This is a genomic window from Pseudomonas sp. GD03858 (assembly GCF_029840925.1).
In the GTDB taxonomy this organism is placed as follows: Bacteria; Pseudomonadota; Gammaproteobacteria; order Pseudomonadales; family Pseudomonadaceae; genus Aquipseudomonas.
Window position 1 is genome coordinate 17,036 of the sequence record NZ_JAOCDM010000019.1, and the last position, 12,391, is coordinate 29,426.

A 12,391-nucleotide genomic window follows, 5' to 3' on the forward strand; every position below is an offset into this window, starting at 1 on the left:
TTTATCAACGAAGCCCGCCGTCGCGGGTGTTGGGATCAATGTTATGACTGTGAAGTAGGCGCGACAAACGATAGATTTAGCGTACTTCTGATCAGTAAGGCTTATCAGCATGCTCAAGCATTGGCCCCCGCTCAACGCCCTGCGCGGCTTCGAAGCCGCCGCTCGCCTGGGCAGCTTCCACAAGGCCGCCGAGGCCCTGAACCTCACCCAGTCGGCGATCAGCCAGCAGATCCGCAGCCTGGAAAGCTACCTGGAGCAGCCGCTGTTCCACCGCAGCGGTCGCAGCGTCAGCCTGACCGATGCCGGGCATGACCTGCTCAGCACCACCCAGGCCTTGTTGCAGCAACTGGCGGTGGGCATTCGCCGGCTCGACCAGTACCGCAAGCCCAACCAGCTGGTGGTCAACACCACGCCGGCGTTCGCCCGGCACTGGTTGCTGCCGCGCCTGGCGGACTTTCACCAGCGCTACCCGGAGGTGGACCTGTGGCTGTTCACCAGCTTCGAGGCGCCGGACATGGCCAGCGAGACCATCGACCTGGCGATTCGCGACGATATCGGCGCCCAGGCCGAGTGCAGTTTCACCGTGTTGCACCTGGATCAGTTGTATCCGGCCTGCCACCCGGACTTGCCCGCCCAAGGGCGTACCACCTTGCATGGCGAACGGGAGATGGACTGGAGTCACTGGCAGCTGGAGGGGGGCGAGGACATCGGGCAGCAGGGCAAGGGACTGAATTTCTCCGACCCAGGCCTGTTGCTGGATGCGGCGGCGGAGGGGGTGGGCGTCGCGCTGGTCAGCCAGCTGCTGGCGCAGCGGCTGGTGGAGCAGGGGCGCTTGCAGGCTTTGTCGGCGCAGCGGGTGCGTGGGCCGGTGTGGAGTTGCCTGGTGCATTGGGAGAGCCAGGATGACCCGCTGGCGCGGCGGTTTCTGGCGTGGCTGCGAGAGGCCCTGCAGCCCTGAGGGCGCGATTCCCTGTGGGAGCGGGTTTACCCGCGAAAGCTTCACCACGGTGCATGGCACGGGCTGCGCCCGTGTTCGCGGGTGAACCCGCTCCCACAGACCATGCAGCAATCCCTATGACCCCGTAATATGTGTCGGATGTCCCATGAGGGTAGTCTTACCCTCCAGATCAAACGGAACCGTCCGCTATCCGGGCGCTTCCCCAGCCTAAACCTGACGAGGTACAGACATTGGCCATCATTCATCCCAAGGTTCGCGGTTTCATCTGCACCACGACTCACCCCAAGGGCTGCGAGCTCAACGTCCGTGACCAGATCGAAGCCACCCGCAAGCTGGGCGTGCGCGAGGATGGTCCGAAGAAAGTCCTGGTGATCGGTGCTTCCAGCGGCTACGGCCTGGCGGCGCGCATCACCGCGGCATTCGGCTTCAAGGCCGACACCCTGGGCGTGTTCTTCGAAAAACCGGGCACCGAGACCAAGGCCGGTACCGCCGGCTGGTACAACGCCGCCGCCTTCGACAAGTTCGCCAAGGCCGAAGGCCTGTACAGCAAGTCGATCAACGGTGACGCCTTCTCCGACGAGGCCCGCGCCAAGGTCATCGAGCTGATCAAGAACGAAATGGGCGGCAAGGTCGACCTGGTCGTCTACTCGCTGGCCTCGCCGGTGCGCAAGCTGCCGCAGACCGGTGAGCTGATCCGTTCCGCGCTCAAGCCGATCGGCCAGCCGTACAAGTCGACCGCCATCGACACCAACAAGGACACCATCATCGAGGCCAGCATCGAGCCGGCCACCGAGCAGGAAATCGCCGACACCGTCACCGTGATGGGCGGGCAGGACTGGCAGCTGTGGATCGACGCCCTGGCCGGCGCCGGCGTGCTGGCCGAAGGCGCGCGCACCGTGGCCTTCAGCTACATCGGCAGCGACATCACTTGGCCGATCTACTGGCACGGCGCCCTGGGCCAGGCCAAGCAGGACCTGGACGAAACCGCCCTGCGCCTGGACCAGAAACTGGCCGGCGAAGTCAAGGGCGGCGCCAACGTGGCGGTGCTCAAGTCCGTCGTTACCCAGGCCAGCTCGGCCATCCCGGTGATGCCGCTGTACCTGTCCATGGTGTTCAAGATCATGCAGGAAAAGGGCGTTCACGAAGGCACCCAGGACCAGCTGGACCGTATGTACCGCGACCGCATGTACCGCGCCGATGGCCAGCCTGCCGCAGTCGACGACAAAGGCCGCCTGCGCCTGGACGACTGGGAACTGCGCGACGACGTGCAGGACGCCTGCAAGGCGCTGTGGCCGCAAGTGACCACCGAGAACCTGTTCCAGCTGACCGACTATGCTGGCTACAAGAAGCAGTTCCTCAACCTGTTCGGCTTCGAGCGTGCTGACGTCAACTACGACGAAGACGTGGCCACCGACGTACGGTTCGACTGCATCGAGCTGTAAGCAAGTCCTTGACCGCGCAGCCGTTGATGACGGCTGCGCGGTTCCCGCCGACGACTTGTTAATATTCTGAAACAAATCACCAATGGCCCTTTGCCATGGGCACCCTCCGCCTGATCTATACCCCAGCTATTGGCCTGGCAATTCCGCCGGGGCCAGGGAGGGAGCAATGGGCGCACTGCAAAAACTACAAGAACGAATTCGCCAGAAAGGTATCAAGCGCACAGCCAAGACCTTGTTCGAACGCTACGTGTTCTTCCACTGGGAGTTGTTGTGGATGGAGCGCGACCTGGTCAGCCCGGTGCCACCCTACAGCCTCAAGGAACATCCACCCGTTACCCTGGTGCCGATCACCGCCGCCAACGCCGATGCCTTCGCCCGTCATTTCGGCGACCGCGTCGAGACCATGCGCGAATTGGCCGTCGAGGGGCATACCGGGCACATGTATCTGGACGAGCAGGGCGATGCCGTGGCCTTCATATGGGCCAGCGTGGTCGACTACCACGACAAGCACTACTACGGTTGCACCTTCCCGGTGAAGCCTGGCGAGTTCTTCGAGTTCGGTGGCGAGATGACCCGGCGCTACTTCGGCAGCGAGCTGTCGGTGACCGCCCAGGTCGAGCTGTGGAACGCCATGCATGAAAAGGGCTGCCACAAAGTGGTGGACGTGGTGGAGACCCACAACGTACCGGCGATGAAACTGCACCTGCGCATGGGCTACCACGAGCAGGGACGGGTCATGCACGTGTACGGCCTGTTCGGTCGCTGGAAGTTCTTCCGCGAAACCCGCTACGACGGCTCGCGCCTGGCGGTGCTGCGCAAGCCGGGCGTGGCACGGGCCCTGCCGACCACCTGAACCTATCGCGGGGCAAGCCCGCTCCCACGCCAGCCCCGTAGTTGGCGTGGGAGCGGGCTTGCCCCGCGATAGGGCCGGTACAGGCACCGATTTTTTTGCTAGCGTGGGCGCACGACAACAGCCCGTCCGCCAGCATGGCGCGACGCCGCAGGGAGCGCGCCATGAGCAGCCTCACCCAACCCGCCTGTGCCTTTCGTCATGCCGCCGCCGACGGCTACCGCCTCGGCGGTTTGCGCTGGCGCCACGCCGAGTCCGACCCCCGGCGCCCGCTGGTGATCATCAACGCCGCCACCTCGGTACGCTGCCGTTACTACGCGCGCTTCGCCGACTACCTGTTCGCCCAGGGCTTCGATGTGTTGACCTACGACTATCGTGGCATCGGCGAGTCGCGCCCGGCCTCGATGCGTGGTTTCCAGGCGAGCTGGAGTGACTGGGGCCGCCTGGACTTCGAGGCGATGCTGCAGCTGGCCAGTGCCGAGCATCCCGGCCAGCCGGTGCATGTGGTCGGGCACAGCTTCGGTGGCTGGGCACTGGGGCTGGCGCCGTCGGCGGCGCAGGTGCGCCATGCGGTGCTGGTGGGGGCGCAGTTCGCCTACTGGCGCGACTATGCGGCGGATCAGCGCTGGCAGCTGTTCGGCAAGTGGCATGTGCTCATGCCCCTGTTGACTCGGCTGTTCGGCTACTTTCCCGGCAAGCGCCTGGGGTGGCTGGAAGATACCCCTGCTGGCGTTGTGCAGGATTGGAGTACCCTCACGCCGCGCTACGAGCATCGCCCCAGTGGGCGCTTGCTCGAGGCGGTGCCGTTCGATCAGGTGCGCGCGGCGACCTTGGCCGTCAGCTTGACCGACGATCCGTTCGGCACGGTGGCGGCCACCGAGCGGCTATTGAGGTATCTGCGCAACGCCGAGCATCGGCACCTGCGGGTGGCGCCTGTGGATATCTCGGTCGGGGAGATCGGGCATTTCGCGTTCTTTCACGATCGTTTTCGGGAAAGTTTGTGGCCGATTGCGCTGGGCTGGTTACAGAAGGGGCGCCTGGAGGCTGGAGCACCAGGCCAAATCATCAGCTGATGTCATCGGTGTCGGCGAAAGGGCCGCAAAGCGGCCCTATCCGCTATCAGGCCAGACGCGCCAGCGGCTGCGCGGCGAACTTCACGCCGGCCAGGCCATGCTTGATCAGCGCGCGGATGTTGCCGTGGTCGCTGCCCTCGGGGGTGGCCAGCACGCTGCGGTAGTGTTCGCCGAAGGCCAGCAGTGCTTCCTGATCGCTCAGCCCTTCGAGCAGCGCCAGGCCCAGGGTCTTGCACGAGCCTTCGTTCTGCCCGGCGGCGTTATGCACGTCGCCATTGTCGAAGGCCTGGGGCTGGTAGCTGTAGTTCGCGGCGATGAACGCCAGGGTATCGGCGAAAACGTGCTCGCCGCCGGCAAGGCTGTTGCGCAGGGTGTTCAGTTCAGTCACGGGGTTTTCCTTGTTCGAACGCGGCCTGTTGCTCGGCGCTGGCCTCTTTCTGGTACTGGGCTTTCCACTCGGCGTAGGGCATGCCGTACACCTGCTCGCGGGCATCGTCCAGGCTCAGCTCGACCTGGCGCTCGTCGGCCGCGGCCTTGAGCCATTTCGACAGGCAGTTGCGGCAGAAGCCGGAGAGGTTCATCAGGTCGATGTTCTGCACGTCGGTACGCTTTTGCAGATGATCGACCAGGCGCCGGAACGCGGCGGCTTCGAGTTCGAGCTGTTGTTGCGGGGTCATGGGCGGTCTCTTCAGGTCATGCGGTTCTTCAGATGGCGGCCACCGTTGATGACCACCTGGCTGCCGGTGCTGTACTGGCTTTGCAGCAGGAACAGCACGGCGTCGATCAGCGGGCGGGCGCCGGGTTCGAATTCCAGCAGGGCCTTTTTCAGGGTCTGCTGGCGGTACTGCTCGTCGCCGCCTTCCTTGAGGATCAGCAGGCCGGGCAGGATACCGTTGACCCGCACCTGCGGCGCGTACTTTTCGGCGAACGACAGCACCATGTTCTGCAGCGCGGCCTTGGTCGCGGCATAGCCGATGTGGCTCTTGCTGCCGCGCGAGGAGGTTTCGTCGCAGATGTGGATGATGTCGGCCTTGTCCACCTTGCTCAGCAGCTCGCCCAGGGCAAGATTGAGGTGGTAGGGCGCCTCGACGTGCAGGCGGAACATGGTCTCGAGGTTGTCCAGGCCATCATCGAGCCACAGCGAGGCGTTGTGGATGATCGCGCGCAGGCCGTCGTAGTGGCCATACAGGTGGTCGATCAGGGCCTGGCGGTCTTCGCCGCGGGTCAGGTCGGCCTGGAACTGCCGGATGTTCGGGTGTGCCGCCTGGGCATGCAGGCTGCGGCTGGCGCTGACCACCGTATGACCGGCGTGGGCCAGCTCCAGGGCCAGAGCTAGCCCGACGCGCTGGCTGGCGCCGGTGATGAGGATTGGGCTGTTCATGTGCGGGCGGTCTGTTCGTCTGTCCGTGCGTGATGCCCCAGCATACCCGAACTGCGTGGCCTTGCGCGCCTGCGCCTCAGCGGCTGCGCAGGCCGGTGGAGCGTGCCTGCGCATCGCCGGGCGCGGGGTTCAGCCAGCCGGCCAGCAGGCGGGTGGACAGGGGAATGAACAGGTACACCATCACCGGTGTCAGGGCCAGGGTGCTGATCAGCACCCGGGGCAGCAGCTCCAGCGGCGCCAGCCAGTGGCCGAACAGCAGGTTGAACAGCAGCGAGACCGGGAAGAAGGCCAGCCAGATGGCCGTGGCCTGCTTCCAGCGTGGCGGTTTTTGCACCATGTTGGTGCCGAACCAGTCGTCGATGCCGCTTACGCGCCTCTCTTTGGGGCGCTCGAACAGGCCGTTGCCGCGTGCCAGCCAGGCCCGGCGCGAGGCCGAATGCTCCCAGGCGTGCAGGGTCTGCTCGCTGGTGAAGCGGAAGATGATCTGGAATTCGTCGCCCTCGATGGGCGGGGCGAGGATGCCCGAACCGAGATAGCCGGGGAAGTCGGTGGCCAGTTGCTCGCCTTCGTGCAGCCAGGACAGCAGGTCCTGGTAACGGCCATGGGCGGCGCGGCGCGACACCATCAAGGTGACGGGTGGGGTAGACATCGTGTATCTCCTGGCGACGGGGCTAGCGGGTAGCCGGCCCCTTGGCGTGCGGCCCGGGGTGGTGGGCGGCGCAAGCGTGCTTGCAAGAATCGGGCACGGATTATCGCTGATCGATCATGACCGGTCAGTTTCAGTCGGCGGACGGTCGTCAGAAGGTGGTCGGGGCCTGGGCGTGCAGTTCGGGATGGGCCTGGCGGTGGGCCTGCAGGATGTACTCGCGCAGGCGCTCGATTTCCTCGGCGGGGCTGTGGGACAGGTCGTAGGCGGCCAGGCGTGGGCCGATGCGGCGGCGCAGCAGGCCGAGCAGGCCGATGGGTGGGATGTCCTCGGCGGCGAAGCGCAGGTCGAACTGCGCGGGCGCTTCACCGCCGCCGCGCACCTCCACCAGAACGCCCTTGAACGAGATATCGCGCACCCACAGATCGCTGGCCTGGCCGTGGTCGTCCAGCAGGGCGACCGGTTGCTCCAGCGACAGGCGCCAGGGGCGCAGCATGGGGCCGTCTTCGTAGATGTCCGGCGAGCCCAGCTGCAGGTGCAGGGCGTGGAACTCGTCCTCGACCAGTTGCAGGGGGAAGCTCAGTTGCTGGTTGTTGAAGCTGGCTTGCAGCGTCACCTGCTCGTTGGCCACCAGGCGGGTGAGCAGATCCTTCAGGCGGCGATCGCCATTGACCAGCAGGCTGGACATGGGGTCGGCCAGGTTCAACTGGGGCGAATGCTGCATGTCCTGGATGAAATCCAGTTCGTCCTGGGAAAGAAGGGCGTCTGCTTGCATGGTCGAACTCGAAGGGGCGAGCGATTCGGGCGGTTTCTTCACGGCGATGGACAGCGGCAAATGGGCTTTGTTCAGGTCACTCGTCGGATGACGGTGCGGGCATGTGACTTTGGGCTGAGCAGGCCTTTTGCCACTGTCGGATGCTAGTATCCTACGTTTTCACTCAGTTTCGGAATCCTCACCCGATGAAAGTCGCCATTATTTCCGGTTCGGTGTATGGCACCGCCGAAGAAGTCGCCCGTCACGCCGAATCGCTGCTCAAGGCCGCCGGCCTGGATGCCTGGCACGCCGCCCGCGCCACCCTGCAGGACATCGAGGGCTTTGCCCCGGACGCGCTGCTGGCGGTGACCTCGACCACTGGCATGGGTGAACTGCCCGACAGCCTTATGCCGCTGTACAGCGCCATTCGTGACGTGCTGCCAGCGGCCTGGCGAGGGTTGCCGGGGGCGGTGATCGGGCTGGGCGACTCGAGCTATGGCGATACGTATTGCGGCGGTGGCGAGCAGATGCGCGAGTTGTTTGCCGAGCTGGGGGTGAACGAGGTGCTGCCGATGCTGCGCCTGGATGCCAGCGAGACCGTGACCCCGGAGACCGATGCCGAGCCGTGGTTGGCGGAGTTTGTGGCTGTCCTTAAAGGCTGATGTTGCCTGGACTGGCCCTATCGCGGGGCAAGCCCGCTCCCACAAGTGCCATTTGGGTCTGTGGGAGCGGGCTTGCCCCGCGATAGGGCCGGTCGCCTCAATGCATGGCTGAATGTTCACGCAGCAACGCCAGCCACGCCTGCGCCGCCCGCGAAAGATACGCTCCGCGCCGCCAGATGAAAGCGATATCCCATCTCAGGTAGTCCGGTGCCCGCAACGGCAGGCGCACCACCCCGGGGCGCTCCAGCGCCCGGGCGACGATCGCCGGCAGCAGCACCACGCCTTGCCCGGCCGCCACCAGCGCGGCGAGAAAATCCGCCTGGCCGCTGCGGCCACCTTCCTTCGGCGTGAACCCCACCTGCTGACAGGCACTGAGCAGCCGGTCGTTGAGCAAGAAACTGCGCTGGTACAACAGGAATGGCGTATCGGCCAATTGCGCCAGTTCGACTTCAGCCTGCCCAGCCAGTGAATGCTCGGATGGCAGCAAGACTTCCAGCGGTTCATTGCAAAAGGGCTGGTACTCGAACGCCGGATCGTTTGGCGTGAGGCTGCCGCCCAGTTCCAGCTCGCCACTTTTCACCGCCTGCTCGACCATGCGGCTGCCGCCTTCGAGCAGCTGAATGGCGATGTTCGGGTGGCGTCGCCGGTACTCGGCGAACAACCCGGCGAACAGCGCGTCGCTGCCCAGCAGCGGCAGGCCCAGGCGCAGCTCGCCGCGGGCCATCTGGCTGAGGTCGTCCAATTCGCTGAGCAGTTCCTGGCGCTGGCGCAGCAGCGCCTCGCCGCGCTCGAGCACGATGCGCCCGGCGGCGGTCAGCAGCAATTGCGAGCCCTGGCGTTCCAGCAGCGGCTGGCCGATGTCCTGCTCCAGTTGGGCGACTTGCTTGCTCACCGCCGACTGGCTGACATGCAGCGTGCCTGCCGCCTGGGTGAAACCGCCGCGATGGACGACTTCGATGAAGCTGCGCAGCTGTTTGAATTCCATGTTCGTTGAATTCCATTTTGGAATGGATGCCATTCTAACAATTCGCTTCTGGCCTAGCTGGGTGACTTTTACAATGGCCGCGTTGTCGAGGAACTCCCGTCATGAATCCCGAATTGCTCAAGAAAACCCTGCGTCTGCTCGCCGAACTGACGGTGCTGCTGGCGCTGTTCCTGATCGGCGGCCAGCTGGCCGCCTGGCTCGCCTGGCCGATCCCCGCTGGAGTGATGGGCCTGGCGCTGCTGCTGGTGCTGTTCGCCACGGGCGTGCTCAAGCCAGCCACCCTGCAACTTGGCGCCGGCTGGCTGATGGCCGAGATGCTGCTGTTCTTCATTCCGGCGCTGATGAGTCTGCTGGACTACGGCAGCCTGCTGCGCAGCGAAGGCTGGCGCATCCTGCTGGTGATCGCCGTCAGCACCTTGCTGGTGATGGTGGTCACCGCCGCGACTGTGGAGCTGGTGTGCCGCTGGAGGCTGCGCCATGAGCCTTGAACCCATGCCGCTGTTCTGGCTGGCACTGACCCTGGGCGCCTACCTGGGCAGCCGCTGGCTGTACCGGCGCAGCGGGCGCTACCTGCTGTCGCCGTTGATCCTGGTGCCGGCGCTGTTGCTGGCGGTGGCCGTGCCGTTGCACACCGCCTACGCCGAGTACGCCCGCAACACCCACTGGCTGATGGGCGTGCTGGGGCCGGTGACGGTGGCTTTCGCGGTGCCTATCTGGCAACAGCGGGCATTGCTGGCGCGACACTGGCCGGCGTTGCTGGTGGGCATGCTGGCCGGCAGCGTGGCCTCGATCGGCAGCTCCTGGGCATTGGCGCACATGCTGGCGCTGGACGATTCGGTCAGCCTGTCGTTGCTGCCGCGCTCGATCACCACGCCGTTCGCCATGCCGGTGGCCCAGGATCTGGGCGGGGTGCCGGAACTGACGGCGGTGTTCGTGATGTTCACCGGCGTGCTCGGGGCGATGTTCGGCGGCATCCTGTTGCGCTGGCTGCCGCTGCGCACACCGCTGGCGCGGGGCGCGCTGTTCGGTGTCGGGGCCCATGGCGCCGGGGTGAGTCGGGCGCAGGAGGTCGGGCGCGAGGAAGGATCGGTGGCCGGGCTGGTCATGGTCCTGACCGGGTTGCTGAACCTGCTGGCCGCGCCTTTGCTGGCGAGGCTGATCTGACCGTTCGTGCCACTGACCCGTTCGGTCATCAGGCTGGCTGCCAAGGCGACCTATCACCTTCGTATTGGCTTCTAGACTCAGCCTCGACATAGAGAGCACATGTATGTGCCGAGGTGACATGCAATGAACGCAGCCTTGCCCTATTCCGACACTTATCCACCGGGACGACCGTGATGCCACTGGCCGAGATTCCATTGTGCGTCTGGCGCACCCGGAGCCAGGGTTTCACCTTCCGGGGCCAGAACATCCGTTACTGGACGGCAGGGCAGGGCGAGCCGCTGCTGCTGCTCCATGGCTTCCCCACCGCCAGCTGGGACTGGCACTACCTGTGGGCACCGCTGGCCCAGCGCTTTCGCGTGGTGGCCTGCGACATGCTGGGCTTCGGCGACTCGGCCAAACCCGCGGACCACGACTACAGCCTGTTGGAGCAGGCCGATCTGCAGCAGGCGCTGTTGGCGCACCTGCGTATCGATCAGCCGGTACACCTGCTGGCCCACGACTACGGCGGCAGCGTGGCCCAGGAGCTGCTGGCCCGCCACCACGAGCAGCGTCTGCAGATCGCCAGCTGTGCATTCCTCAACAGCGGGCTGTTTCCCGAGACCTGTCGGGTGCTGCTGATCCAGAAGCTGTTGCTGAGCCGGCTGGGCTGGCTGGTTGGGCGCTCGTTCGGGCGAGACGACCTGGTGCGCAATGTCATCCAGGTCTACGGCCCCTGCACCCATCCCAGCGAAAGCGCGCTGGACGATTACTGGAGCCTGATCGCCTCCAACCGTGGGCCGCGTATCTTGCACAAGCTGATCAGCTTCCTGCCCGAACGCCGAGCCCAGCGTGAGCGCTGGGTCGGGGCGCTGCAGCGCGAGGGCGTGCCGCTGCGCTTCATCAATGGCGCGGTCGACCCGTTGTCCGGGGTGCATATGGTCGAGCGCTACCGCCAGTTGGTGCCGGAGCCGGACACCGTGGTGCTACCGGGCATCGGCCATTATCCGCATACCGAGGCACCGGTGCAGGTGCTGCGCCATTACCTGGCCTTTCGCGAACAGCCGATGAGCTACCTGCCGCAGAAGGTCGCCTGGTCCTGACCGGGCGATCATCGCCGTGCGTTATTGCCCGGCATTCGCCGCGATGCGCTTGATTGCCCGGCCTTGGCTGGCTGGTCGACACTGCCTTGCATCCCTTCATTGCCAGGAGCCTTGAGCATGAGCGAGCCGGTAAGTCTGCAGGATCGAGTGGTGATCGTCACGGGGGCCGGCGGCGGCCTGGGGCGGGCCCATGCCTTGCTGTTCGCCGCCCGGGGCGCGAAGGTGGTGGTCAATGACCTGGGCGGCTCGACCCATGGCGAGGGCGCCAACGCCTCGGCGGCGGACCAGGTGGTGGCGCAAATCCGCGCGGCCGGGGGCACGGCGGTGGCCAACCATGATTCGGTCACCGATGGCGCGCGGATCGTCGAGCAGGCGCTGGACAGCTTCGGTCGGGTCGATGTGCTGGTGAACAATGCCGGCATCCTGCGCGACAAGACCTTCCACAAGATGGAGGACAGCGACTGGGAGCTGGTCTACCGCGTGCATGTCGAGGGCGCCTACAAGGTGACCCACGCTGCCTGGCCGCACCTGCGGGCGCAGAATTGGGGGCGAGTGATCTTCACCTCGTCCACCTCGGGCATCTACGGCAACTTTGGCCAGGCCAACTACGGCATGGCCAAGCTTGGCCTCTATGGATTGACCCGCACGCTGGCCATCGAGGGGCGCAAGCACGGCATCCTGGTCAACGCCATCGCGCCCACGGGGGGCACGCGCATGACCGAGGGCCTGATTCCACCGCAGGTGTTCGAGCGCCTGAAACCTGAGCTGGTCAGCCCGCTGGTGGTGTACCTGGGCAGCGAGCAGTGCCAGGACAGCGGCGAGCTGTTCGAGGTAGGCGGCGGCTGGGTCGGCAAGCTGCGCTGGGAGCGCAGCCTGGGCATGGGCTTTGACCCGCGCGAAGGTTTCACGCCCGAGCAAGTGGCGGACAACTGGGCGCGGATCGGCGACTTCGACGGTGCCGGGCATCCGCAGGACAGCCTGCAGGCGTTGCAACAGATGATGACGAACCTGCAGAAGTATCCATTGGGTTGAACAATGCCGGGACCGCACAGCGGCCCTTTCGCCGAATTGCCGGCGATGAATCTAGTGTCGATCTTGCGATTCTTGCAGAAATAAAAAAGGCCGCTGCAAACGCAGCGGCCAATCGAGACGTTAGATCAAGGAGCTTCAAAATCAACGTCGGTGAACCTTGGTGGCGCGAAAGGCGGGGGAGAGCCCTGCGTGCCGAACCAATGACGTAAGAATAAGCACTTGGTGGCGCGGGAAAAATAGTCGCTTCTGACATTCTCTATTACGTCCTTCGAGATAATCGTAAAGCTCTTACCCCGGTATGTCGGCCTGCGCTGCTGGTCGTAGGATGCTTCTGCAAGATCGCTCTGGCTTGCGCGTAGGAATGA

At 65.2% G+C, this 12,391-nt stretch carries 15 protein-coding genes; 9 read left to right on the forward strand and 6 right to left on the reverse strand.

Features of this window, described 5'->3' with window-relative positions:
* Positions 1 to 109 precede the first annotated feature (109 nt).
* The 4 genes from N5D48_RS07835 (at position 110) to N5D48_RS07850 (ending at position 4,323) form a co-directional block, all read left to right on the forward strand.
* Positions 110 to 958, forward strand: a complete 849-nt coding sequence (locus N5D48_RS07835; RefSeq protein WP_279882861.1) for a LysR substrate-binding domain-containing protein — start codon at positions 110 to 112, stop codon at positions 956 to 958.
* 230 nt (positions 959 to 1,188) lie between these two features.
* Positions 1,189 to 2,400 carry an enoyl-ACP reductase FabV gene (gene fabV / locus N5D48_RS07840; protein ID WP_279882863.1) on the forward strand — a complete coding sequence of 404 codons (1,212 nt, stop codon included), beginning with the start codon at positions 1,189 to 1,191 and terminating at the stop codon, positions 2,398 to 2,400.
* A gap of 166 nt (positions 2,401 to 2,566) precedes the next feature.
* The gene (locus tag N5D48_RS07845) at positions 2,567 to 3,253 is read left to right on the forward strand and encodes an N-acetyltransferase (protein ID WP_279882865.1); all 687 of its coding nucleotides are present in this window, start codon (positions 2,567 to 2,569) and stop codon (positions 3,251 to 3,253) included.
* Positions 3,254 to 3,414: 161 nt separating this feature from the next.
* On the forward strand, positions 3,415 to 4,323 hold the full coding sequence (locus N5D48_RS07850) for an alpha/beta fold hydrolase (protein ID WP_279882867.1): 909 nt from the start codon (positions 3,415 to 3,417) through the stop codon (positions 4,321 to 4,323).
* 46 nt (positions 4,324 to 4,369) lie between these two features.
* Here the strand turns inward: N5D48_RS07850 and N5D48_RS07855 are convergent, their stop codons facing one another.
* The 5 genes from N5D48_RS07855 to N5D48_RS07875 form a co-directional block, all read right to left on the reverse strand.
* A complete protein-coding gene (locus N5D48_RS07855) occupies positions 4,370 to 4,711 on the reverse strand; it encodes a HopJ type III effector protein (protein WP_279882869.1) in 342 nt (113 codons plus the stop codon).
* Entirely contained in the window at positions 4,704 to 5,000 is a 297-nt protein-coding gene (locus N5D48_RS07860) for a DUF1244 domain-containing protein (protein ID WP_279882871.1), read from the reverse strand. Before N5D48_RS07860 ends, N5D48_RS07855 begins: the two co-directional genes overlap by 8 nt.
* An 11-nt stretch (positions 5,001 to 5,011) precedes the next feature.
* The gene (folM, locus tag N5D48_RS07865; RefSeq protein ID WP_279882873.1) at positions 5,012 to 5,704 is read right to left on the reverse strand and encodes a dihydromonapterin reductase; all 693 of its coding nucleotides are present in this window, start codon (positions 5,702 to 5,704) and stop codon (positions 5,012 to 5,014) included.
* A gap of 76 nt (positions 5,705 to 5,780) precedes the next feature.
* A complete protein-coding gene (locus tag N5D48_RS07870; protein WP_279882875.1) occupies positions 5,781 to 6,353 on the reverse strand; it encodes an antibiotic biosynthesis monooxygenase in 573 nt (190 codons plus the stop codon).
* 148 nt (positions 6,354 to 6,501) lie between these two features.
* Entirely contained in the window at positions 6,502 to 7,125 is a 624-nt protein-coding gene (locus N5D48_RS07875) for a hypothetical protein (protein ID WP_279882877.1), read from the reverse strand.
* A 185-nt stretch (positions 7,126 to 7,310) separates the two neighbouring features.
* On the opposite strand from N5D48_RS07875, the gene N5D48_RS07880 reads away from it, so the two are divergent.
* Positions 7,311 to 7,766: a flavodoxin gene (locus N5D48_RS07880; RefSeq protein WP_279882879.1), complete on the forward strand. Its 456-nt coding sequence runs from the start codon at positions 7,311 to 7,313 to the stop codon at positions 7,764 to 7,766.
* A 97-nt stretch (positions 7,767 to 7,863) separates the two neighbouring features.
* Here the strand turns inward: N5D48_RS07880 and N5D48_RS07885 are convergent, their stop codons facing one another.
* Entirely contained in the window at positions 7,864 to 8,751 is an 888-nt protein-coding gene (locus N5D48_RS07885; protein WP_279882881.1) for a LysR family transcriptional regulator, read from the reverse strand.
* Positions 8,752 to 8,852: 101 nt separating this feature from the next.
* Between N5D48_RS07885 and N5D48_RS07890 the strand changes: the two genes are divergently transcribed.
* From N5D48_RS07890 to N5D48_RS07905, 4 genes are all read left to right on the forward strand, one after another.
* A complete protein-coding gene (locus N5D48_RS07890; RefSeq protein ID WP_279882883.1) occupies positions 8,853 to 9,239 on the forward strand; it encodes a CidA/LrgA family protein in 387 nt (128 codons plus the stop codon).
* Positions 9,229 to 9,915 (forward strand): LrgB family protein, encoded by a 687-nt coding sequence (locus N5D48_RS07895; RefSeq protein ID WP_279882885.1) that lies wholly within the window; start codon positions 9,229 to 9,231, stop codon positions 9,913 to 9,915. Before N5D48_RS07890 ends, N5D48_RS07895 begins: the two co-directional genes overlap by 11 nt.
* A 173-nt stretch (positions 9,916 to 10,088) precedes the next feature.
* On the forward strand, positions 10,089 to 10,994 hold the full coding sequence (locus N5D48_RS07900) for an alpha/beta hydrolase (RefSeq protein WP_279882888.1): 906 nt from the start codon (positions 10,089 to 10,091) through the stop codon (positions 10,992 to 10,994).
* 117 nt (positions 10,995 to 11,111) lie between these two features.
* Positions 11,112 to 12,026: an SDR family oxidoreductase gene (locus tag N5D48_RS07905; protein WP_279882889.1), complete on the forward strand. Its 915-nt coding sequence runs from the start codon at positions 11,112 to 11,114 to the stop codon at positions 12,024 to 12,026.
* The last annotated feature ends 365 nt before the right edge of the window (positions 12,027 to 12,391 follow it).